The organism is Arcicella gelida (assembly GCF_034931025.1).
Classification (GTDB): domain Bacteria; phylum Bacteroidota; class Bacteroidia; order Cytophagales; family Spirosomataceae; genus Arcicella; species Arcicella gelida.
This window is the reverse complement of the sequence record NZ_JAYGIL010000002.1, coordinates 387,000-408,936: the sequence shown is the minus strand read 5'-3', so window position 1 is coordinate 408,936 and position 21,937 is coordinate 387,000. Positions and strand designations below refer to the sequence as shown.

The window sequence follows — 21,937 nt, the reverse complement described above, 5'->3', positions numbered from 1 at the left end:
AAATGAGGGTTTTAATTGTTCATAACCAACTTTGGGCTCATTACAAAGCCATTGTTTTCAACGAATTACAGTTAATTTCAAATCAAGAAAAAAGTTTTGAGCTTTTGGTATTACAACTTGCCAGAATTGAAAAAAGCAGATTAAAATTTGATGATACTAGTGTATTTAAGCATCAATACAACTATCAACTTTTACATGATGGAGTACTTGAAGATTTAAGTTTGAAACAAAGAGTGCTAGGGATTTTAAGAACAATTCAAAGCTATCGTCCTGATATCGTTAACCTTACTGGCTATTACGATTTGGCTTCATTAATTGTTCTATGGTATTGTAAACTGAAAGGTATAAAAACTGTACTTTCCAATGAATCTACAAGTGGTGATCATACTCGTGACTTTTCTAAAGAGTTGTTTAAATCACTTTTTATCATAAAACTTTTTGATGGATTCTTTAATTTTGGTCAAAAATCTAAAGAGTATATGTTAACCTTAGGAGCCAAGGCTCCACAAATGTTGGTTAATAGAAATTGTGTCGATAATCAATTGCTTGAAGAACTTTATCTGCAAAATTATCAGCAAAGAGTAACCAAACAAACTTCACTGAATTTACCCAAACATAATTTTATTTTTGTAGGTCGATTAATTGAGTTTAAAAATTTATTTAAACTTTTTGATGCCTTTAAAATAGCTCAAAAAAATAATGATTGGGGATTAATAATACTTGGTGATGGTGAATTAAAATCTACTTTAAAGCAATATGCTCAAGATTTATCAATACAAAATGTTTTCTTTTTTGAAGGAGTAAATTGGCAAAAAGTTCCCCAATACTTATCATTAGGCGACGTGCTAGTTTTACCAAGTTCTTCTGAACCTTGGGGTTTGGTTGTCAATGAAGCGATGGCTTGTGGCTTGCCAGTAGCAGTTTCAAACAAATGTGGTTGTGCTGCCGAATTAGTAAAAGAATCTGAAAATGGATTCACGTTTAATCCAGAAAATGTTAACGAAATAGCAGAGACATTGGTGAAATTTATGGATAAAAAGCTAGATTTGATGAAAATGGGAGAGGTTTCAAAAAAAATAATCCAAGAATATTCACCAAAGAATGTGGCAAAAGAAATGTTTCAGGGCTATCAAAAATTATGTCATCCAAAAAAGTAATTAATTCAATTCAGTTTTTAAGGGGTTTTGCGGCTTTTGTGGTAGTTTTTTATCATATCGGTGGCTATATCAAAAAGAATTTTCCAGTCAATTTTTTAGGAGATTTTTTTGGCTTTGGCTTTGCTGGCGTCGATTTGTTCTTTGTCATTAGTGGTTTTATAATTCATTTTACGAGCAAACAATACTTTGGTAAACCGAATTATTTACTTGAATACCTCAAAAAACGTTTTTTTAGAGTGTTTCCAATCTATTGGTTAGTCATGACAAGCCTGTTTTTGTTAGGCTGGTTGATGAGTAATTTCCTTCATAAAGAGGTTTTAAGTACTGCTTATCCTCACACATTTTCTGCTTATTTTCAAACCTATTTCTTAATTCCTTTTCACTTTGCTATCAATCCAGTTACTTGGACACTCAGTTTCGAACTGTTTTTTTATGTATGTTTTGCCATTTTAATTCTCTCAAAACGACTTTGGATGATACCTGTAGCCATTTTACTGATTTCGATATGGAATATGATTGTTGGAAATCCTTTCAACAACAAATATTACGATTTCGTTTTTAGTGGCTATAATCTTGAGTTTTTCTTCGGCTTCATCATTTGCAAGTATTATGAACAATTCAAACTGAGTAATCTAGTTGCTAGCTTATTTTTCATCATTGCTATTGTCATCATTGTTATTTTTGGTTTTGAAATTAGTGATTTTGATTACTGGCAACGAGTAATGGTTTTTGGTTTCCCTTCAGGATTTATACTCATATCTTTGTTAAACCTTGAAGCGAATGGTGCTATTACTGTACCAAAATTTACGATTTTACTTGGAGATGCTTCTTATGTTTTATATCTGATTCATTTTCCAATATTACTTTTATTGAATAAAATGCCTTCAATTTTAGGAAGTACTTTGTCGGCTGGTCAAACAGTTTTTTATAATTATTTTATCGGAATCTTGATTCTTTTTGCAAGTATTTTGATTCATAAAATGATTGAAAAGCCACTTTCGAAGTATTTGATGAATTTATCAAAATGATAAAAACTGTGAAGATTTTAAATATTTGTGCCTATTCTTGGGACATAGGCGGACCGCCCAAAATTATTTATGACCATGCTGTTGAGCAAATAAAACTTGGTGCTGAAGTAACCATTTTAACACCAATTACCGAAGGACAAAAGTTATACGCTTTGCCAGAAGGAGCTAAAATTGTAGTGTGTAAAAGGCATTGGTTAGCAAAGTTTTGGGCAGAATTTTCGCCTGAGTTATTTTTTTGGATTAAAAGACATGGAAATGATTATGATGTAATTCATATTCACGGGCTTTGGCATTTTGCGGGTTTAGCACCCTATTTAGCGGGAGTAAAAACACCAAAATGCGTGACAATTCACGGTTTGCTCGACCGTTGGGCTTTGGCAAATGGTTATTGGAAGAAAAAACTTTTTGGTACACTTTTTCAAAAAAGTGTTTTGGACAAAACTGAATTGATTCAAATCAATAATCTTGACGAACAAAATGATTTACAAAACTTTTTAGGACACGCTCATCCAAATGTTAAAATTATTCCGAATGGAATGAATATCAGAAATTTTGAAAAGCTTCCAGAAAATGGCATTTTTAAGGAAAAGTACAATATTCCAAAAGATAAAAAACTGATATTATTTTTAAGCAGGATAAATATTAAAAAAGGCTTAGATTTATTATTACCAGCTTTTAAAACAATTATTGCTAAAAGAAACGATTGTATTTTGGTTTTGGCAGGGCCAGATGACGGCTATTTAAGCGAAACAGAACGATTTATTGACACGGAATCATTACAAGAAAACATCAAATTAGTAGGAATGCTGGTTGGCGAAGATAAATTAGCAGCTTTTGCAGATGCAGATATTTTTGTGTTGCCATCACATTCAGAAGGTTTTTCGATTGCAACACTTGAAGCCCTAGTTTCTGGAATCCCATCTTTATTATCAGATAGAGTAGGTTTTGGAGAAAGTATTCGTGAAAGTAACGCTGCTCATTTAGTGGAATTGAATTCAGAAAGTATTGTAAACGGATTGACGAAAATGCTAGATGATGAAAAGTATTGTGAACTTTTAGCCAAAAACGGAAAAGCTTTGGTAAAAGAAAAATATGATATTGAATTAGTAGCCAAGAATTTATTTGAAGAGTTTAAGAAAATTGCTAAATAAGAATTAATGCAAGATATTTCCGTCATCATCCTTACTTTTAACGAAGAAAAACACATCAAAAGATGTATAAAATCTTTGTTGCTTTTTACTGATAAAATTTTCATTATTGATTCAGGCTCTATTGATAAAACTGTTGAAATTGCTGAATCTCTTGGTGCAAAAGTGGTTCAGAATACTTGGGTGAATTATGCAGTTCAGTTTAATTTTGGCATTCAGAACAATCCTTTCAATACCAAATGGCTTATGCGGATGGATGCAGATGAGTATGTATTGCCTGAATTAGCGGAAGAAATTAACCAGAAATTGGGAAATATCACACCTGAAATTGCGGGAATGTATATAAAAAGAAGAGTGATTTTTATGGACAAATGGATTCGTCGTGGAGCTTATTATCCAATTTGGTTATTGAGAATTTGGCGAAATGGACAAGGTGCTTGCGAAGAAAGCTGGATGGATGAACACATTACTTTAACAACTGGAAAAACAATTCAATTAGAAAACGATTTGGTAGATCATAATTTGAACAATCTTACTTGGTGGACGCAAAAACACAATTTATACGCTATCAGAGAAGTAATTGATTTATTGAATATTAAATACAATTTCAGAAATTTTGAATCTGTTGAGCCAAATTTTTTTGGCTCACAAGAGCAAAGAACTAGATTTTTGAAAGTAAAATATGCTTCAATTCCATTGTTTATTCGTCCGATAATTTACTTTCTTTATCGATATATTTTCAGATTAGGTTTTTTAGATGGAAAGCAAGGATTCATTTGGCATTTTTTACAAGGTTTCTGGTATAGATTTTTGGTAGATGCTAAAGTGTATGAAGTATATCATCGTGCAGGAAGAGACAAAAAAGCGATTGAAAATTTTTTCAAGGAAGAATTTAATAAAGATTTAACGAAATGAAAAAAACAACAGATTTGTCTCTGTACGATAATGCTTGGTATCAACCTGGGGGTTTTATTAAACGAACAATTTGGCATATTGTTGGGGCTATCGTAATCAATTCTAATATTCCTTTTCCAGTGTCGTTTAAGATTTTTATGTTGAAATTATTCGGAGCTAAGATAGGAAAAGGAGTAATGATTAAGCCCCAAGTAATGATTAAATATCCTTGGTTTTTATCTATTGGAGATTACGTTTGGATTGGAGAAATGGTCTGGATTGATAATTTAGCAATGGTGAGTTTAGGAAATCATGTTTGTATTTCGCAAGGAGCGATGTTATTAACTGGGAATCATGATTATTCAAAAACGACTTTTGATTTAAAAGTAGCGGGTATTACTTTAGAAGATGGGGTTTGGATTGGTGCTAAATCTGTTGTTTGTCCTGGAGTATTGGCAAAATCTCATTCAGTTTTATCTGTTAATTCAGTGATGACAAAGCAAATGGAACCCTATACAGTTTATCAGGGAAATCCAGCGAAAGAAATTAGACAAAGAAATATCATCGAATAAAGCGTTTGGTGCTTTTATATTTTAATTGTAATTTGTGTTGCATAGTACTACTTTAACCCTATTAGGATACTTCCTGATATTTTTAGCTAAATTTTGAATTTATAATATACAACGATGACTAACTTCTTTTGGACATTTTATAATAACAACCTTTTCCATATCATTGTTTCGGCAGTGGTTGCTTGTGCTACATCAATTACTGCAATTCCTGTTATCATTAATATTTCCAGACTTAAGAATTTAGTTGCAACACCAGTAGAGAGAAGTTCTCACGAAGTTGCAACACCTACTTTAGGTGGTGTAGCAGTATTTGCTTCAACTTTAATTAGTTACTTTTTATGGGAAAACCCAGATGAAGGGCAATTAGTACATCTTTCAATATCTGCTATCGTAATTTTATTTTTTTTGGGAGTAAAAGACGATATTCTTATTCTTGCTCCAAAGAAAAAAATGTATATTCAAATAGCCGCTTCTTTACTTGTTGTTGTACTTGGGGACTTACGAATTGAAAACCTTTTTGGTATTTTTGGTATTTACTCTGTTCCTTATATTATTAGTTTACCACTCACTGTTTTTGTTTTTCTTGCTTTGATTAATGCAGTAAACCTAATTGATGGTATTGATGGTTTGATGGGCGGAATTGGAATGATAGCTGGAGGATTGTTCGGTATTTGGTTTTACTTAAACGAGCATTATGCTTTGGCTTGTTTGGCAGCATCAATGTCTGGATCTTTATTGGGTTTTTTGAGGTTTAACTTTTCAAAAACCTCAAAAATATTTATGGGAGATACTGGGTCTTTGATTGTAGGCTTTATTTTAGCACTTTTTGCAGTTAGATTTATTCAGTTAAATATTCAATACAGATTCGACCCTAATAGTACTTTTGCAGCACCAATATTAGCCATTATTGTATTGGTTGTGCCGATATTCGATACATTAAGAGTATTTATTATTCGTTTGAAAAATAAGAAATCACCTTTTGTAGCCGACAGAAATCACTTACATCACCTTTTGATTGATAGTGGTCTTACACATTTTCAGGCTTCACTAGTGCTTTGGAGTTTTACAGTTATTGCTACTTTACTATTTGTTTTCATCAGTAGAAAAGCAGAAAATACTACTTCACTTTATTTGTTATGTGCTTTATTTGGCTTATATATGTTTACGGCACATTTGCTGAAAAAAAATAATGAAAAGCATTTGAAGAAATTATCAAAAGAAGTAAAATCTGAACCAAAAACATCAAAAAAGAAATTACAGACAATCAATTAAGAAGCAATGAAAGTTTAGTTTTTATTCATTTTTCTTGAACTTTCTTGGAGTTTTTGTTCAATTCTTTGAATTACTTTTTTGCTATTTTCTAACTGATCACTCACTGAAGAATCTCCATTATTGTATTTATCTTGCAAATCTCTTCTAATACTGATCCATTTATCTTTTTGTTCTATCAATGCATTATAGTTTTGTTCTTCTTTCTGAACATTAAAAGTATTAGTTTTCTTCTCTGTTTTTGGGCTTACTTTAGTTGGTTCTGAACTTGAAAATTCAGCATTTGAACTTTCTACTTTGCTGGTAATTGGTTTGGAATTTGGCTCATCAAATGAATTACTGCTTTCACTAGCTTCTTCTGTAGGATTATTTTCGAACGAATTGTCAGTATCTTGATTAGACTGAAAAGGAGTAAGAGAATCTTTTTTGATGATACTCGTACTATCACTTGCAACCGCAGTTTGGTTTGTCTGATGATTGAAAAAACCTGAAATATCAAAAGTGTTTTTTCTTCCGTAAGAATAAACTAGTAAACCAATACCCAATAGAACAATCGGGATGAACAAGTATTTATCATTGGATTTGGTGATGAAAGGATTGTTTTCATCTGAAATAATCGGAGTGATAATTTTCTGCTGATCAATTACCTCTAAAACTACAGCATTGTGTACGTTGTAAACATTGTAAGGCGTATCGATATTGGCTATTTTTAATAAATTCAAACAAGAATCTTTTGGTCCAGAACTGTTTTGAAGGATTTCGTCAATCTCATTGTCAGATATTTTCTTGCGTAAAGAATCTCCACAAATTAAAAGTTTATCACCTTCTTCAAGATGAAAACTGATAATTTCTAACTTTGAAGGTTTTGCTAAAAACTGTAATCTTTGCCCTTTTCTACTAATATAACAATGGGTATCGCTTATCCAATTCATTAAAGAAAGGTCTCCCAATTCCCAATAGGCTTGAAGTTCATGACTTGGGTTTGATTTCTTAGCAAGTTTGTTGGTGAATCTTTGTATTTTCAAAATGGCACTCTCCAAAGTTCGATAAGTTTTATCAGACTCATTTAATTCAGAAGTATTTGTCATGATTTTGGTATCCATTCGAAAAAAGCTATAACTAAATAAAACAAAATGTTTTTGATGTTTTCAATAATGTTCAACGTCGAAAATAGTACGTTTAAAACATATATTCATTACCGAAATAATGATTACAAAAAGGATGCCGAATTTAGTAGTTTTGACAAATTAGTTTTATTCAAGACAGAATTATAGATAGATTAATGAAAATTTATATTCCAAAACATGCGTTTTTATTTTAAATCAAACAACTCAGTCATCGCTAAAGTAGCTACTTTGGGTAAACTTAGCTCGTCTAAAGAAGGAATATATTGAATCTTCATTTGTTTTCTGAACGAAGTAATATTTTTTGAATATTTATGATCATGAATAATGTAGGTAGGTTTGGCATTAATTGGAAAATACTCTAAACCAGTACCTTCTTTAAAAAGGCATAGCGTAGAAGTAAGGGTAGAAGCAATATGAGCAGGAAACGAATCAAGCGTTAAAGCTCCAGTTGCTTTTTGTAAAATAGGAACCATTTGAGGGATAGAAACTTTTCCAACGGCATCAATAATTTTTTCTGGATGTTTTTTTTCAAGCTCAATTTTTAATTTAGTTGAATATTCTGTCAGCCCACAAATCATCACTTTAGCCTCTGGTCTTTTTAGCAAAAGATAGTTAATCAAGAAAATCCAAAAATTATTTGAAAACATTCTGTTCCTTGTTCCAGCTTCTGGAAATAACATATAATACTCTCCGATAATATTGAAGTTTTTGTTTTCTTCAACTGCCATTGAAATAATAGGCTCTATATTTTTACTAGTCTGTTCGATTCCTAAACTTCTTAAACTTTGTATCTGCTGATCAACAGAATGAAATGGCGTTGGAAGCATGTAATATTCAATATCCAACAAACTTCCCATTCCTCTAGTACCAAAACCTATTTTTTGGTCAGCATTTAAAAAAGGGAAAAGCATATTGGCATTATAGCCTGAATACCTAAAATCAAAAGAATGAGTATAGTGTAACGATTTATGCGTTGTTAAAAAGTCGTTTATATCATTAATATACAATTTGAATTTAGCATAAAGTGATAAGGCACTTCTGTTTGTTCTGTAGTGATTAATAAAAAAAACTCTGTCGTATAAAGGATTATTAACAATTAAATTTTTACACCAACTTCCCGCTACAATATGAATTTCAACATTAGGATATTTTTTTTTGAAGATATCTACCATGTAGCTCATCATCAGCATATCACCAAGATGACCAAAGTTGAAAAGTAAAACTTTCTCTGGTAATATAAACGCTTTATTTTTATGTTTTCGGAAAATAAAAACAAAAAAATCAACAAGGAGGTCTAATACTCTTAGTCTAAGTTTTGTTGGTCTATTTCCGCAATACTCTCTTTTTAGCATAATCTTTAAATACCTTCTTGTATGAAACACAGGTTAGACAAAAAAACTACTGTTTGTTAATCAATCAACTCCAGTACTTTTCTAAATGGTAGCTGTAAAGCTTTTCGAACTCTTTTATATCTTTTTACTTTAGGTGGTTTAATATAGGAACAAGGAATTTGAATATAATAATCATTAAAATTATCTTTTAATTTTTGTGCGTAATCTTTAAATAATTCAATAATATCTGGTCTATTTTCAAAGGTTGAGCGGTCTTGATATTTAGAAACACTATTGGGTTTACTAAGTTGATAGCCACTGTAATGAAAAAAGATAATGGGTTCATGATTACTAAAAAAAGTATCACCTTGTTTGGTTATTTGCCTTTCATGAAGATTCCAATAGGCAACATTATAACCAGGATGTTTTTCAATCAGTACCGAATTTTTATAGAAAATAGGTACAAAATTTATCCAGTGTTGATCTACAAATAAACCATTGCATAAATCAATCCTACAATCATTTTTAAGACGCTCTTTCCACCAATCAATCATTTGTAAGCTTTCATCGCTTCTTCCAACTCCGATAAATCCTAGATTGTAAATTCCAGTATTCAAATGTGCAATTTCCTTGGTGTCAAAATCATCGAGAATCGGAGAAGAAATATGTGGTGTAATCACGATACTTTTTTCAGCCAAACTTTCAGTTAATCTACTAAGTTTTTGATAAACAATGATGTCTGGGTCGAAGTAAATAACATTTTGAATATCTTTTCTATTTTTAAAAAAGTAATCAAAATAGAAAGGTTTTACAGCCGTATTGAGTTCTGTGATGTCATAATTTTCACACATTTCATCCAAACAATTAATACCGATTTTATCAATTTCTAATAGTTGAAAGGGAGGAATTTTATCCGTATCCAAAGTAACCTGGTCAAGTCTGTCAACTAAGCCAATTACATACTCAATATCAGGGTTAGTTTTTTGTAGAGACTGCCCCAAAGTCTGTGCTTGTGCGAGATAATTTATGGAACAAATGGTAAATGCTAAAGTCATAATCTCTTGAAAATTAAGCCAAACTTTGTCTAACGAAGTGAATAGGTTTTAATTAATATGTGAAAATAGAGACGCTTTATCAATTAGCAAACATTGTTTAATACAATATTTTATCATAAACAAGCCTTCTCTGTTGGATGAAAAGATAATATACTTGAAAATAAAGTTACGACATTATCGCTAAACAGGAATAAAATATCTTTTTTATCAAGTAAGTTACTCAGAACCAATCCTCAATTTTAGCATTTGTTTCTATTTTTTTCTCTAAATCATCGGGCAATTTTGCGAAAAAATCAATCGAAGTAAGTTTTTCAATAGCGTTGATACTAACAGCGAAAGATTTAAGCGATTTTGATGAACCTTCGTTTGGAATTAAAAATGCAATGGCTTCTTCCGTTTCAGGATCGTAAACTATTTTATAAAACGAATTTGGAACTGCTATTAAATTACTTTTTCCGATAGTTTTTAAACCTTTTTTCAGAATAGGACCGGTCACAATAATCAATTGTTTTCTGCTAATAACCCAATGACGAATTTTATCCTCTAAATTACTCCAAATTCCTCGATTAAAATCAGGGTTCTGTGGGGACATGTTCGACATATAAAAGGTTTCGTCTTGCAATTCCTTGTCGTGTTTGAAATCTGCTGCTGGACATAAATGCCCACGGTCATAACCAGAACGAGAATAATCACGTGTATGAGCTGAACCAGTTTCAACCAAAGGGTCTTCAATAAATTCATTTGAACGAGCTTCGTGACCATCCACCGCTTCTTTTTCTAAGCGATGCAAAACCCATGACGCTTGTTCATATTCTTCACGATAATTTAGAATAAAAGCTTTATGACGAACGATTTCACTATTGTTTTTGAAGTATGGAATGTAATCATCCAAAGTGCCTCCATCATTATTTCCTTCATGCTTATTCGAATTCCCGAAAACCTTTTCTTGGATTGTTTCTAACACAGAACTTTCTACTTTTTCTTTAATTTTCTTAGAAACATCATCGGTAAAGCTGCTAGTTTCCTCTTCAATTGTTGTTTCTTCTTCTTGATTTGGTGCTTCTTTTTCTTTACTTTTTTTCTGACTACCAATTTTTGCTAAGTCATTTTGTAAAGATTTCATCGGCGAAGGTTTGCCCCAGTAGTATAAAACAATACCAAGAAATAGCAGAAAAACTAGAAATTTTATTTTGCCCATAATTATTGTTGCGTAAAACACACCGCTTTAATGATAATTGATGTCAGAAAATACTCAAATTAAAATTCAGAGAACATTTTTCGTAATTTTACTTTTCGAGCAAGTAAACAAATACGGCTTCGATAAACTAATCAATGTCTCAAAAAAATATAATTATTATTGGTGCCGGAGCTGCGGGATATTTCGGAGCAATATCTGCTGCTGAAAGTAATCCAGATGCGAAAATAACACTTTTAGAAAAGAATAGAACTGTTTTAAACAAAGTTCGTATCTCTGGCGGTGGGCGTTGTAATGTTACTCATGCTTGTTTTGATAACAAACAGTTATCTAAGTTTTATCCAAGAGGAGGGAGTTTTCTGAGAAATCTATTCAATCAATTTAATGCCAAAAATACCGTTGAATGGTTTGAAAAACAGGGAGTTAATTTAAAGACAGAAGCAGATGGAAGGATGTTCCCAGATACAGATAGTTCTGAAACGATTGCTACTTGTTTAGAGAAAAAAGCGAAAGATTTAGGTGTAAAAATCATTACTTCTGCAGGTGTTAAATCTGTTTTAATAGATGAAAATAAAGTAATTGGCGTTCAGCTTTTGAGTGAAGAAAAGTTAGCCTGTGATGCTTTGCTGATTACGACAGGCGGAAACCCACAGAAATCGGCTTATCAATGGCTGGCAGATTTGGGGCATCAAATTATTGAACCTGCGCCATCATTATTTACTTTTAATGTGCCTGATTCGCTTTTCACAGAATTGTCTGGTGTGAGTGTTCAGCATGCTTCGGTTAGAATTGCAGGAAAGAAAATTGTGCAAGAAGGAGCTTTGTTGGTAACGCATTGGGGATTTTCTGGACCGGCTATTTTAAAACTTTCGGCTTGGGGTGCAAGAGAATTAGCTGATACAAATTATGATTTTACGGCATTAATTAATTGGATTCCTGAGTTTTCAGAAAATCAAGTCAGAGAGAATTTTGCTTTGCAAAAGAAAGTAAGTCCAAAGAAACTTATTCAATCAAACCCACAATTTACTTTGCCTTCAAGACTTTGGAAGAAGTTTTGTGAACTGGCTGAAATAGATGAAACAATACGCTGGATTGATATTTCAAATAAATCAACCAATAAATTAGTTGAAAATCTATTGAACTGTCCACAGAAAGTAAAGGGGAAAACAACTTTCAAAGAGGAATTCGTTACTTGTGGGGGAATAGATTTAGTAGAAATAAATCCACAAACCATGGAAAGTAAAATAGTGAAAAACCTATTTTTTGCCGGAGAAGTATTAGATATTGATGCCGTGACGGGAGGGTTCAATTTCCAAGCTGCTTGGACAACTGGTTTCGTAGCAGGCAAAAATATGTAATCAATTTACTTCATTTTTAGTTTTTTGAAAGAAAGTTAGCATGAACAGACTCATATCATCAATGAGCTTTCAGCTATCACAATCAATAATTTTCAAATCTTCAAATCACCAAATTTTCAAATTACCATGTACTTTCAGCAAATCACAGAAACTACTCAATTTATTCAGCAAAAAGTAAAAGATTTTCAACCCGAATTTGGTATTATTTTAGGCACAGGCTTGGGAGCTTTGGTGAATGAAATTGATATTTTATATACTTTGTCTTATTCAGAAATTCCAAATTTTCCCGTTTCTACCGTAGAGTTTCATCAAGGGAAATTAATTTTTGGTAAAATCGGCGATAAGCATGTGGTTTGTATGCAAGGGCGTTTTCATTACTACGAAGGTTACTCTATGAAAGAAGTAACGTTTCCTGTAAGAGTAATGCAGCAATTGGGCGTACAGCAATTAATTGTATCGAATGCTTCAGGTGGCTTGAATCCAGCTTTTAAAGTAGGTGATTTAATGATTATCCGAGACCATATTAGTTTATTTATGCCCGAAAATCCTTTGACAGGCAAACATACTCCTTCTTTTGGTGACCGCTTCCCAGATATGTGTGACCCTTATGATTTAGCATTAATTGACAAAGCTAAGGAAATCGCCGCTACTTTAGCCATTCCAGTTCAGAAAGGTACATATATAATGTGTCCAGGGCCGCAATTGGAAACCAGAGCAGAGTACAAAATGCTGAGAATTTTAGGAGCTGATGCCGTAGGAATGTCCACCGTTCCTGAAATTATTGTTGGGTATCAAATGGGGATGAAGTGTTTCGGAATGTCAATTATTACTGACATGGGTATTCCCGAAACCTTAGTAAAAGCAAGTCTTGAAAAAATTATTGCCGCCGCCAGTAAGTCAGAACCTTTGATGACAAAAATTATTGGTACTTTGATAAAGAGTATTTAATTTTAAAAAACTGGGTATCCTTACAGAAACTATAATGAAAGGATACCCAGTTTTTACAGTTCTAACCTTTGTTTATCTTTCAACAAAACAGCTTTCAATTTACTGTAAGGTAGTTGCTGAGGCGACACTTTGTTGTTAATAGAAAGTACTGCTGCCGTAGCTGCTGATTGCCCTAAAATCATAAAAACGGGTTCCATCCTGATAGAACCATAAGCAATATGCGAGCTTGATACGCAAACAGGAACTAACAAATTATTACATTCTTTTTCTTTTGGTAAAATAGAGCCATAAGCAATTGAATACGGCTTATCAGGATGTACTCCTATATCTCCTTCGTTTTGTACATAGCCATCTTTTTTGATATACCGTTGAGCATTATGGGCATCTAAAGCATAAGAACCCATTCCGATTGGATTAGGAACTTGAGTTTTGCCTAAAGCATCAGCCTCTTTCATCACAAATTCACCAATCATTCTTCTTGCTTCTCTGATGTAGAGTTGATGTGGCCAATTCCCATTGTCTTTGAATTCATCTTTGGGTAAACCCCATTCTTGCATTTTTTCATGAACATCCGCAGGAATACTTTTGTCGTTTTGTAAAAAGTACATCAAACCTTTTTGATATAATTCATGGTCTTTGATGATTTGTTTACGACGCTCATAACTTGCTTCTGGATAATCATAGTTTTTGCCAATATAATCTGTACTAAAAGCTCCGTGATTATTAGTATCTGTCTTACGATTAGGAATCTGGTCAAATTTATCAAAAGTTTCACGCCAGCCAGAGGCAAAAACTCGTGCAAGTAATTCATATCGGGCAGGGTCATAGCCTTCTGGTTTTGGAAAAGGTATTCTATTTTCTGGATGATTACTCAAACACATTCTGAAACAATAAGCTTGAATTTTATTATCTCCAGAACCATATTCAGCAATTGGTTCTGATGAAATTTCAGGCAGGAGTCCACTTGTTGAATCATTGGCTATTTTATATGGACTAATTTTCGCTTTGAAATGATGACCATGTTGAAATATTTCTGGTTGAACACCATTCCATTGCTCGCCATACACACTATTGGCTTCACGTCCCACATGATAATCAACGCCTGCCACCGCCATGAGGTCGCCTTCGTAAGTGGCATCAATAAACATTTTTCCTTGATAAACATTGCCGTTTAAAGTACGAAATGACTGGATACTTCCAGATACTTTTACAATACCTTTTTCAGAGCGGTCAAGCCATTCATTACGGAAAATAAGTAGTTTGTTTCCTTTGGCAAAATCTTCAAATACTTGTTCTGCCACATGTGGTTCAAAAATCCACATCGTTCTATTTGTTCCATCAATAGCAGGAGTTCCTTGCCCTTTATTGCCGTATTCTTCTTTTTTCTGCCATTGCCAAGTGCTATTGTTCTGATAATATTGATACAGTCTTTGATAAAATTCACGAGAAAGTCCGCCAATTACTTCTTTGTTACCCGTATCAGTAAAACCTAAACCACCAGAAGACAAACCGCCCAAATGTGTATCTGGAGAAACAACGATTACACTTTTCCCCATTTTTTTTACTTGTACAGCCGCTATGATGGCAGCAGAAGTTCCGCCATAAATAATTACGTCAGCTTTGCGAACTTGAGTTTCGGTACTTTTATTTAGCTGGAATCCAGAGAATAAAAAAACTGTAATCGTAGCTTTCAAAAGCCAAAATAAAGGTTTAATTTTTTTCATAGTTTAGTTTGAGATTAATTTACAGAAGAATAACTATTACCAAAACTCATAAAAATTTCTACATATCCAATTCATCCAAGAATAATTGATAAGCACCTTTTAATTCCTTTAAAGCTTTTTCATTTCCTACTTTTTGGGCTAAAGTAATGCCATCTTGATAGGTTTTTTCTGCCAACTCATTTTCTCCAAATTCCGAAAATAAAGCACCTGCATGATAATAAGTAGGTAAGTAGTCGGCATGGTTTTTTAGTAAATACAAGTAGATTTTACTGGCTTCTTCGGCATCGCTTTTTAATAATTCTGTTGCTAAAGCGTAATGATTAAAAGGGTTTTCTGGCTCTTCTTCCAAAAACTGTTTTAGTAAAGCTAATCTGTTAAATGACATTTTATAAAATATTTAGAAATAATAGTATGCGTGCATACTATTATTAAAACTTTTCGTTATTATTGTGAATAAATAAGGAATACTACAAATTAAACCTTAAAAAGTTAAATTTATGTACTGTTCTTTGAAACAAAACTCAAAAGATTAACAAAAATAAACGATATACGATGAAAATTTTAGTTTGTGTAACCAGCGTACCCGATACCACAGCGAAAATTTCGTTCACGGACGGAGATACAAAATTCAATAAAGCGGGCGTAACCTACATTACTGGTCCTTATGATGATTATGCACTTTCACGTGCAGTAGAATTAAAAGAACAGCACGGCGGAACAGTAACAGTACTAAACGTTGGCGAAGCAGATGCTGAGCCAGTTATCCGTAAATGTTTGGCAATTGGTGCTGATGATGCAATTCGTGTGAATTGCGAAGCGACAGATTCTTATTTCGTTGCAACACAAATTGCTAACATTGCTGCCCAAGAAAAGTACGATTTGATTTTGATGGGTCGTGAATCTATTGATTTCAACAGCGGTGTTGTACATGGATTGGTCGCTGAATTGCTTGGTATTCCATCATTATCACCAGTGATGAAATTGGATATTGAAGGAAATACCGCAAAAATTACTCGTGAAATAGAAGGAGGAAAAGAGGATTTAGAAGCTAGTTTGCCTTTAGTGTTAGGTTGTCAAGAACCAATTGCAGAATGGAAAATCCCGAATATGAGAGGTATCATGACGGCTAGAACAAAACCTTTGAAAGTAGTTGAACCAGTAGGAGAAGGTTTGACAAGTACTGATAAATACGAACTTCCTGCTCCAAAAGGTGCTTGTAAAATGATTGCTGCTGAAAATGCAGAAGAATTAATTACGCTGTTAAAAACTGAAGCGAAAGTCTTGTAAGTGATGATTTCTGAGTGATGAGTGAGGAGTTGTCCTTGTCTAAAATGATAAAAGTTTTAAACTCATAACTCAGCATTCACAATTCAAAACTTATACTTAATCCATCAAAAATCTGAAAAAATATGTCTGTTTTAATATTCACCGAATTAGATAATGGAGCGATAAAAAAATCTTCGCTCGAAGCTGTTTTTTATGGTGCCGAATTGGCTAAAATGCAAGGTACAAGTGCTACAGTTTTAGCAATTGGGGATGCCTCAGAAGCTGAACTTGCCAAAGCTGGAAATTTTGGTGCTACTAAAGTACTTCATGCCAATGATGCTCGTTTGGTAGTTTCCAATATTCAAGCTTATGCGTCTGTTTTAACTGAGGCTGTAAATGCTGATGGCACCGACACTGTTATTTTGGCAAAATCATCTTTGGGTGATGCCGTGGCAGCCAGAGTTGCAGCGAAATTGAAGGCTTCAATCGTTTCAAACGTGACTGCTTTGCCAAATCTTTCAAATGGTTTTGTTGTAACAAGAAGTATTTACACTGGTAAAGCTTTTGCAAGTGTTTCGATGAAAAGTCATAAAAAAATTATTGCTATCAAGAAAAATGCAGTAAGCCCCGTTGAAACGGATACTTTGGCGAAAGTTGAAGTTTTCTCACCAGCTTTATCTGATGCTGATTTTGGTGTAAAACTCGTTGCTACGCACAAAGCTTCAAGTACTATTTCATTACCAGAAGCAGACTTAGTAGTATCGGCTGGTCGTGGTTTGAAAGGACCAGAAAATTGGGGAATTGTTGAAGATTTAGCCAATGCTTTGGGGGCAGCTACGGCTTGTTCTAAACCTGTTTCAGATTTAGATTGGCGTCCTCACCACGAACACGTTGGACAAACGGGTATCAAGGTTTCTCCAAATTTATACATAGCAGCTGGTATTTCTGGTGCGATTCAACATTTGGCTGGAGTAAATTCATCCAAAGTAATTGTGGTCATTAATAAAGACCCTGAAGCTCCTTTTTTCAAAGCGGCTGATTATGGAATTGTAGGAGACGTTTTTGATATTTTACCAAGATTAACCAAAGCAGTTTTGGCTGCAAAGTAATAATATTGCCATTTCTCTTAATGAAGACCTGTGATTTTTATAATTTCACAGGTCTTTTATTTTGAATGAATATCCAGAAAACTTTTTTAAATTTATCGGGGTTTATATCTTTGTTCCCTGCTAATGGCAAAACCCTCAATTATTAAAAGCATATATTTGTAAAGTGGAAAAAATAAAATTAGAAATATTAGGATTGTCGCCTAGTTCATCTCAAACGGGTTCGTTCGCATTGATATTAGGAGAAGAGTTTGGACCTCGAAGATTGCCCATTATCATTGGTATGTTTGAAGCACAGGCAATTGCTATCGAAATTGAGAAGATTGAGCCTAATCGCCCAATGACCCATGATTTATTCAAATCTTTTGCTCGAACTTTTCATTACTCTGTCAGTGAAATTTCAATTACCGATATAAAAGAAGGGGTCTTTTTTGCAAGAATTCATTGTACGGATGGCATCAAAGATACTTATATTGATGCTCGTCCATCAGACGCAATTGCTATCGCACTTCGTTTCAATGTGCCAATTTATACTTTTGAAAATGTATTATCAGAAGCAGGTATCTCAACCAACGAAAGTTCGAAAGATCCACTAATTGATGATATTGAACCAGAAATTAAGCCGAAAAAGACTTTTGGGGAGATTTTGAAGGAAAATCCAATCGAACAATTGAATAAAATGTTGCAAGAAGCCTTGGCAAATGAAGAATATGAAAAGGCTGCCAAAATTCGTGATGAATTAGATAAAAGAAATTAAGTATGATTCCAGTAAAAGCCATCTGAAAACCTCAGATGGCTTTTTGTTAAAAAGCGTTAATTGCCTTTCATTGCGATATAAAAATCGTAAATTTGTTTGTAATCTTTGCCTCAAGATATTATGGCTAAAATAAAGAAATTAGGAAGTACTCCAAATGTCATGGTTGTTATTAGTTTAACAATTGCACTTTTCTTAATCGGAATGTGTGGTTTGTTGACGCTTAATGCCCGTAAACTTGCAGAATTGGTTAAACAAAATGTAGAGTTACAAGTGTATTTGGATGATGATTTGACAACGAGTAAGCTAGATTCTATTTATAAAATTCTGGTTAAAAAAGAGTTTGTATTGTTGAAAGAAAACTCTCCTCAAATCAATTTTATTTCTAAAGAAGTAGCCGCAAAACAATTCATCGAAGAATCGGGAGAGGATTATAGAAGATTACTTGGGGATAATAATCCACTGCATAATTTATACGCTGTAAAGATTAAGCAAGAGTATTTTAACGATGCTAAATTAAAAGAAATCAAAGCCGCTTTAGAATTAATTCCAGGTGTTCACGAAGTCGCTTATGTTGAGAATTTTGTTGATGAAGTCAATAAAAATATTTCAAAAATCTATTTAGTACTTTCTGTTTTTGTGATGTTGTTACTCTTGATTATCATCATTTTAGTGAACAACACCATCAAATTATCATTGTATTCTCAAAGGTTTTTAATCAGAAGTATGCAATTAGTAGGAGCGACCAACGGTTTTATTCGTAAACCATTTATCATAAAAGGTGCTTTACAAGGCTTGACAAGCGGTTTAGTAGCAAGTTCTTGCTTGATTTTGTTGCAACAATTAGCCGTGCGTAAAGTGGAAGGATTAGTTTTATTACAAGAAATGGATAAAATGATTTATTTACTTTTAGGCATTTTAATCATCGGAACATTGATGGGGATATTAAGTACTTTCCAATCAGTAGAAAGATATTTAAGATTATCGCTTGACGAATTGTATTAAATATTTACCAATTAACTTTCATTTGAAATTCAAAATAAAAATATAAAATGACTAATAAAGAAAAACTCCCTTTTGGAAAAACAAATTATCTAGTAATGTTATTAGGAATAGCCATTATTCTTATCGGTTTTTTTATCATGAGTTTAGATAAAGAAGAATTTGGATTTGGGTTTTTAGGTTTAACACTTGGTCCAATCATTGTTTTGGCAGGTTTTACCATTGAATTTTTTGCCATCCTGAAAAAATCATAAGTACAAGGTATTTATTTAATTAAACCTATAAGGATTTATGTGATTTTCTAATTATTAGACTACTAAACTAAAATCCTTATAGGTTTGTAGTTTATATTCATTAAAAGCTCTCTTTAACCAATGTGTTGAAGAGAGCTTTTTGTTTATCATAGAGTATGTCATTTGATAATTTTTGCGGGAAATTGCGGTATTTAGTATGGATTGAGATACTTGGAGTATGTCATTTGATACTTTTGGTATAAAAAAAGGGAATCAGCCTTTTGCTAATTCCCTTTTTAAGTATTTTGTTATCAGCTTACTTCACATCCAACATTTTTAAACAAACAGGACTTGGAACCGAAATTTCTTTTCCCGTGGCAGTCAAAGTGCCTTTAATAGGGTCACGTTCAAAAATGGTAATATTATCACTATCTTGATTGGCTACTAAAACAAATTTTCCAGTAGGGTCAATCATGAAATTTCTTGGTTTTTTCCCTAATACCGATTGATTGGTAATATAAGTAAGCTCACCAGTTTTTTGATTGATTGCGTAAATCGCAATACTATCATGAATTCTGTTTGAGCCATACAAAAATTTACCATCTGGCGAAATATGAATATCTGCACAAGATTTTCCACCTGTATAATCTGCGGGCAAAGTACTAATTGTTTGAAAAGCTTCAAGGGAACCTTTTTTATAATGAAAGCCCGTAATTTCTCCACTTAATTCCTGAATAACATAAGCAAACTTTTTGTTAGGATGAAAAGTGAAATGTCTTGGCCCTGTACCATCTTTTACTTTGGTGAAAGCTGGATTTCCCGCATTCAATTTTCCAGTTTTTGTATCTAATTGATAAGTAACGATTTTATCAATTCCTAAATCAGGTACAAATACATCCAAATTGTTTGGAGCGATGTTAATTGAATGCACATGTGGTTTATCTTGTCGGTTTAAATCAATACTTTTTCCTTCGTGTTGGATGGTTTGAATCGCTGCTGCAACTCCTCCATTGCTTTCTACAGGCAAAACACTTAGGCTTCCAGCCCCATAATTCCCCACAATTACCCATTTTCCAGTTTTATCAACCTCTACATGGCAAGGGCCAGAGCCATTGGCAGATTGTGTACTCAATTGCGTTAATTCCCCTTTTGTTTTATCGAACTCAAAAGCATAGACTGCACCGCCATTATTGAATTCACCAACAGAATAAACATATTTTTGATTAGGCGAAATCGCTAAAAAAGCTGGGTTTTTTAGATTTTTAGCAATACTAATTGCTTGGAAATTACCAGTTTCACTATTGAATTTATAGACATAAATTCCTTCACTTTTTCCAGAAGTATAAGTGCCTACTAATAAATAAAATTCTTTTGAAGGGGGAAGTTTTGATTTTACAGAAGCAAAAGTAATGCTTTGAAAGAGTACAAAAAGTACCAATAAAAGTTTAGTTTTAATATTCATAATAATGAGATTTAGGATGAATTCGATTATGGCTGAAAGATAAGTATTTTCTAGTTTTTACTTGTAGAGTATTGTAAGGATAGATTTTTACTCAATTTTGACAAAAATCTTTTAGAATTTCTCTTTGTGGATTGATTTATTGAGGATTATTTTCTACAAAATAGAACTATTCTCTTTGGTATAATTATTTAACGATGAGTTTTGATTAAATTATTAACAACATTAACATGAAAAAACTCTTATTCAGTGCTTTTATACTCGTTTTATTGGGTGTAAGTACTTCGGTAAAAGCTCAAGGGCAGTACAAGTCAGCTTTAGGTATTCGTTTGGGTAATACCAATGGTATTACATTCAAAACCTTTGTGAATAACAAAGATGCTGTAGAATTGATTGGTTCATTCCGCTATGACGGTTTTGGCTTAACAGGACTTTATGAAGTACACGGTAGGGCTTTTAATTCCAGAGATTTCAACTGGTTCATTGGTGGTGGTGGTCACGTGTATGTTTGGGGAGATAAACGCCCAGGCTTTTTAGACAGAGACCAAACGACAGTATTAGGTTTGGATGGTATTTTAGGGCTAGAAGCTTATGCTAGAACGATTCCTTTGGCTGTCAGTTTAGACTGGAAACCAGCAATTAACATCATTAATTATAGTAGTTTTTGGGCAGATGAAATTGCCTTGTCTGTAAGATATACTTTCTAAGATTTTAAGGAAAAAGAAAAGCCCTACGGAAGCGTACTTCGTAGGGCTAATATATATAGCTAGTTTGTTTGCTTAGATTTCTACATCAATTCTCTTCTTGAATCCTTTTCTATGTTCATCAATTGGCATTACAATTTTCCATTGATGATTATAATATTTCGCTGAAATATTTTCTAGGTCAACAAAATTGGGCAACATAATTTGTCCGATAGTTTGTGGTACAAAGTTCTGTGCTTCGTCTTCTTCCGCCTTTTTCAAAACAGGTTGTAAAGCGTATAACCAAAGTCGGTTATCTTGAACATCCATTTGTAAATGGTCGGCACTTAAACCTGCTACTTTTACAAAAACTTCATAGGCATTTCCAGTTTGATTTACTTCAATATTGGGTTCTGTTCTACCGCCATTTAAAGTATTGTTGAAATCAATATCAGCTAATATATTTCTCGGAATTTCTATTTTCTTGTTCATTTACTGATTAAAGGTTTGTATAGATTAATTTTGGGCTATGAATTCTCTTTCAAATCTTATACCAGTGGATTTTATCGGACAAAACGGCTTGTTTTGGAATGTTATTCAGTCATTATGTCCTTTTTTGTCTTTTTAA

The 21,937-nt window shown here is 33.0% G+C and carries 22 protein-coding genes; 14 read left to right on the top strand and 8 right to left on the bottom strand.

Features of this window, described 5'->3' with window-relative positions:
* Positions 1-2 precede the first annotated feature (2 nt).
* The 6 genes from VB776_RS01685 to VB776_RS01660 all read left to right on the top strand — a co-directional run bounded on the left by VB776_RS01685 (position 3) and on the right by VB776_RS01660 (position 6,071).
* A complete protein-coding gene (locus VB776_RS01685) occupies positions 3-1,157 on the top strand; it encodes a glycosyltransferase family 4 protein (protein WP_323325391.1) in 1,155 nt (384 codons plus the stop codon).
* Entirely contained in the window at positions 1,139-2,185 is a 1,047-nt protein-coding gene (locus VB776_RS01680; RefSeq protein ID WP_323325388.1) for an acyltransferase family protein, read from the top strand. Before VB776_RS01685 ends, VB776_RS01680 begins: the two co-directional genes overlap by 19 nt.
* 8 nt (positions 2,186-2,193) lie before the next feature.
* The gene (locus tag VB776_RS01675) at positions 2,194-3,336 is read left to right on the top strand and encodes a glycosyltransferase (protein ID WP_323325387.1); all 1,143 of its coding nucleotides are present in this window, start codon (positions 2,194-2,196) and stop codon (positions 3,334-3,336) included.
* Between the two features lie 6 nt (positions 3,337-3,342).
* Positions 3,343-4,248: a glycosyltransferase family 2 protein gene (locus VB776_RS01670; RefSeq protein ID WP_323325385.1), complete on the top strand. Its 906-nt coding sequence runs from the start codon at positions 3,343-3,345 to the stop codon at positions 4,246-4,248.
* The gene (locus VB776_RS01665) at positions 4,245-4,799 is read left to right on the top strand and encodes a WcaF family extracellular polysaccharide biosynthesis acetyltransferase (protein ID WP_323325382.1); all 555 of its coding nucleotides are present in this window, start codon (positions 4,245-4,247) and stop codon (positions 4,797-4,799) included. Before VB776_RS01670 ends, VB776_RS01665 begins: the two co-directional genes overlap by 4 nt.
* Positions 4,800-4,913: 114 nt before the next feature.
* Complete coding sequence (locus tag VB776_RS01660; protein ID WP_323325380.1) at positions 4,914-6,071, top strand: glycosyltransferase family 4 protein; 1,158 nt, start codon at positions 4,914-4,916, stop codon at positions 6,069-6,071.
* Positions 6,072-6,085: 14 nt separating this feature from the next.
* Here the strand turns inward: VB776_RS01660 and VB776_RS01655 are convergent, their stop codons facing one another.
* The 4 genes from VB776_RS01655 to VB776_RS01640 form a co-directional block, all read right to left on the bottom strand.
* Entirely contained in the window at positions 6,086-7,171 is a 1,086-nt protein-coding gene (locus VB776_RS01655; RefSeq protein WP_323325378.1) for a hypothetical protein, read from the bottom strand.
* A 209-nt stretch (positions 7,172-7,380) separates the two neighbouring features.
* Complete coding sequence (locus VB776_RS01650; RefSeq protein WP_323325377.1) at positions 7,381-8,547, bottom strand: glycosyltransferase family 9 protein; 1,167 nt, start codon at positions 8,545-8,547, stop codon at positions 7,381-7,383.
* A 56-nt stretch (positions 8,548-8,603) separates the two neighbouring features.
* Positions 8,604-9,581 carry a glycosyl transferase gene (locus VB776_RS01645; protein WP_323325374.1) on the bottom strand — a complete coding sequence of 326 codons (978 nt, stop codon included), beginning with the start codon at positions 9,579-9,581 and terminating at the stop codon, positions 8,604-8,606.
* A gap of 220 nt (positions 9,582-9,801) precedes the next feature.
* The gene (locus VB776_RS01640) at positions 9,802-10,779 is read right to left on the bottom strand and encodes a DNA/RNA non-specific endonuclease (protein ID WP_323325372.1); all 978 of its coding nucleotides are present in this window, start codon (positions 10,777-10,779) and stop codon (positions 9,802-9,804) included.
* A gap of 134 nt (positions 10,780-10,913) precedes the next feature.
* Between VB776_RS01640 and VB776_RS01635 the strand changes: the two genes are divergently transcribed.
* Both VB776_RS01635 and VB776_RS01630 read left to right on the top strand, forming a co-directional pair.
* Complete coding sequence (locus tag VB776_RS01635; protein ID WP_323325370.1) at positions 10,914-12,134, top strand: BaiN/RdsA family NAD(P)/FAD-dependent oxidoreductase; 1,221 nt, start codon at positions 10,914-10,916, stop codon at positions 12,132-12,134.
* A 126-nt stretch (positions 12,135-12,260) separates the two neighbouring features.
* Positions 12,261-13,082, top strand: coding sequence for a purine-nucleoside phosphorylase (locus tag VB776_RS01630; RefSeq protein WP_323325368.1), 822 nt, complete (start codon positions 12,261-12,263; stop codon positions 13,080-13,082).
* Positions 13,083-13,135: 53 nt separating this feature from the next.
* On the opposite strand, the gene VB776_RS01625 is transcribed toward VB776_RS01630, so the two are convergent.
* A complete protein-coding gene (locus tag VB776_RS01625) occupies positions 13,136-14,806 on the bottom strand; it encodes an FAD-dependent oxidoreductase (RefSeq protein ID WP_323325366.1) in 1,671 nt (556 codons plus the stop codon).
* A gap of 58 nt (positions 14,807-14,864) precedes the next feature.
* Entirely contained in the window at positions 14,865-15,191 is a 327-nt protein-coding gene (locus tag VB776_RS01620) for a tetratricopeptide repeat protein (protein ID WP_323325364.1), read from the bottom strand.
* Between the two features lie 167 nt (positions 15,192-15,358).
* On the opposite strand from VB776_RS01620, the gene VB776_RS01615 reads away from it, so the two are divergent.
* From VB776_RS01615 to VB776_RS01595, 5 genes are all read left to right on the top strand, one after another.
* Positions 15,359-16,093, top strand: coding sequence for an electron transfer flavoprotein subunit beta/FixA family protein (locus tag VB776_RS01615; protein ID WP_323325362.1), 735 nt, complete (start codon positions 15,359-15,361; stop codon positions 16,091-16,093).
* 122 nt (positions 16,094-16,215) lie between these two features.
* On the top strand, positions 16,216-17,181 hold the full coding sequence (locus VB776_RS01610; RefSeq protein ID WP_323325360.1) for an electron transfer flavoprotein subunit alpha/FixB family protein: 966 nt from the start codon (positions 16,216-16,218) through the stop codon (positions 17,179-17,181).
* A gap of 163 nt (positions 17,182-17,344) precedes the next feature.
* Entirely contained in the window at positions 17,345-17,935 is a 591-nt protein-coding gene (locus tag VB776_RS01605; RefSeq protein WP_184135498.1) for a bifunctional nuclease domain-containing protein, read from the top strand.
* Positions 17,936-18,055: 120 nt separating this feature from the next.
* Complete coding sequence (locus VB776_RS01600; RefSeq protein ID WP_323325357.1) at positions 18,056-18,937, top strand: cell division protein FtsX; 882 nt, start codon at positions 18,056-18,058, stop codon at positions 18,935-18,937.
* A 47-nt stretch (positions 18,938-18,984) separates the two neighbouring features.
* Complete coding sequence (locus VB776_RS01595) at positions 18,985-19,188, top strand: DUF3098 domain-containing protein (protein WP_323325356.1); 204 nt, start codon at positions 18,985-18,987, stop codon at positions 19,186-19,188.
* A gap of 295 nt (positions 19,189-19,483) precedes the next feature.
* Here VB776_RS01595 and VB776_RS01590 read toward each other — a convergent pair whose 3' ends face one another.
* Complete coding sequence (locus VB776_RS01590) at positions 19,484-20,629, bottom strand: lactonase family protein (RefSeq protein ID WP_323325355.1); 1,146 nt, start codon at positions 20,627-20,629, stop codon at positions 19,484-19,486.
* Positions 20,630-20,856: 227 nt separating this feature from the next.
* On the opposite strand from VB776_RS01590, the gene VB776_RS01585 reads away from it, so the two are divergent.
* Complete coding sequence (locus VB776_RS01585; RefSeq protein ID WP_323325353.1) at positions 20,857-21,333, top strand: hypothetical protein; 477 nt, start codon at positions 20,857-20,859, stop codon at positions 21,331-21,333.
* Positions 21,334-21,405: 72 nt separating this feature from the next.
* On the opposite strand, the gene VB776_RS01580 is transcribed toward VB776_RS01585, so the two are convergent.
* On the bottom strand, positions 21,406-21,801 hold the full coding sequence (locus VB776_RS01580; protein ID WP_323325352.1) for an Hsp20/alpha crystallin family protein: 396 nt from the start codon (positions 21,799-21,801) through the stop codon (positions 21,406-21,408).
* Between the last annotated feature and the right edge of the window lie 136 nt (positions 21,802-21,937).

What these genes read in the sequence shown, in the direction of transcription:
- VB776_RS01685 (WP_323325391.1), top strand. Translation starts at nt 3, where the DNA reads ATGAGGGTTTTAATTGTTCATAACCAACTTTGGGCTCATTACAAAGCC.
- VB776_RS01680 (WP_323325388.1), top strand. Translation starts at nt 1,139, where the DNA reads ATGTCATCCAAAAAAGTAATTAATTCAATTCAGTTTTTAAGGGGTTTT.
- VB776_RS01670 (WP_323325385.1), top strand. Translation starts at nt 3,343, where the DNA reads ATGCAAGATATTTCCGTCATCATCCTTACTTTTAACGAAGAAAAACAC.
- VB776_RS01665 (WP_323325382.1), top strand. Translation starts at nt 4,245, where the DNA reads ATGAAAAAAACAACAGATTTGTCTCTGTACGATAATGCTTGGTATCAA.
- VB776_RS01660 (WP_323325380.1), top strand. Translation starts at nt 4,914, where the DNA reads ATGACTAACTTCTTTTGGACATTTTATAATAACAACCTTTTCCATATC.
- VB776_RS01655 (WP_323325378.1), bottom strand. Translation starts at nt 7,171, where the DNA reads ATGGATACCAAAATCATGACAAATACTTCTGAATTAAATGAGTCTGAT.
- VB776_RS01650 (WP_323325377.1), bottom strand. Translation starts at nt 8,547, where the DNA reads ATGCTAAAAAGAGAGTATTGCGGAAATAGACCAACAAAACTTAGACTA.
- VB776_RS01645 (WP_323325374.1), bottom strand. Translation starts at nt 9,581, where the DNA reads ATGACTTTAGCATTTACCATTTGTTCCATAAATTATCTCGCACAAGCA.
- VB776_RS01640 (WP_323325372.1), bottom strand. Translation starts at nt 10,779, where the DNA reads ATGGGCAAAATAAAATTTCTAGTTTTTCTGCTATTTCTTGGTATTGTT.
- VB776_RS01635 (WP_323325370.1), top strand. Translation starts at nt 10,914, where the DNA reads ATGTCTCAAAAAAATATAATTATTATTGGTGCCGGAGCTGCGGGATAT.
- VB776_RS01630 (WP_323325368.1), top strand. Translation starts at nt 12,261, where the DNA reads ATGTACTTTCAGCAAATCACAGAAACTACTCAATTTATTCAGCAAAAA.
- VB776_RS01625 (WP_323325366.1), bottom strand. Translation starts at nt 14,806, where the DNA reads ATGAAAAAAATTAAACCTTTATTTTGGCTTTTGAAAGCTACGATTACA.
- VB776_RS01620 (WP_323325364.1), bottom strand. Translation starts at nt 15,191, where the DNA reads ATGTCATTTAACAGATTAGCTTTACTAAAACAGTTTTTGGAAGAAGAG.
- VB776_RS01615 (WP_323325362.1), top strand. Translation starts at nt 15,359, where the DNA reads ATGAAAATTTTAGTTTGTGTAACCAGCGTACCCGATACCACAGCGAAA.
- VB776_RS01610 (WP_323325360.1), top strand. Translation starts at nt 16,216, where the DNA reads ATGTCTGTTTTAATATTCACCGAATTAGATAATGGAGCGATAAAAAAA.
- VB776_RS01600 (WP_323325357.1), top strand. Translation starts at nt 18,056, where the DNA reads ATGGCTAAAATAAAGAAATTAGGAAGTACTCCAAATGTCATGGTTGTT.
- VB776_RS01595 (WP_323325356.1), top strand. Translation starts at nt 18,985, where the DNA reads ATGACTAATAAAGAAAAACTCCCTTTTGGAAAAACAAATTATCTAGTA.
- VB776_RS01590 (WP_323325355.1), bottom strand. Translation starts at nt 20,629, where the DNA reads ATGAATATTAAAACTAAACTTTTATTGGTACTTTTTGTACTCTTTCAA.
- VB776_RS01585 (WP_323325353.1), top strand. Translation starts at nt 20,857, where the DNA reads ATGAAAAAACTCTTATTCAGTGCTTTTATACTCGTTTTATTGGGTGTA.
- VB776_RS01580 (WP_323325352.1), bottom strand. Translation starts at nt 21,801, where the DNA reads ATGAACAAGAAAATAGAAATTCCGAGAAATATATTAGCTGATATTGAT.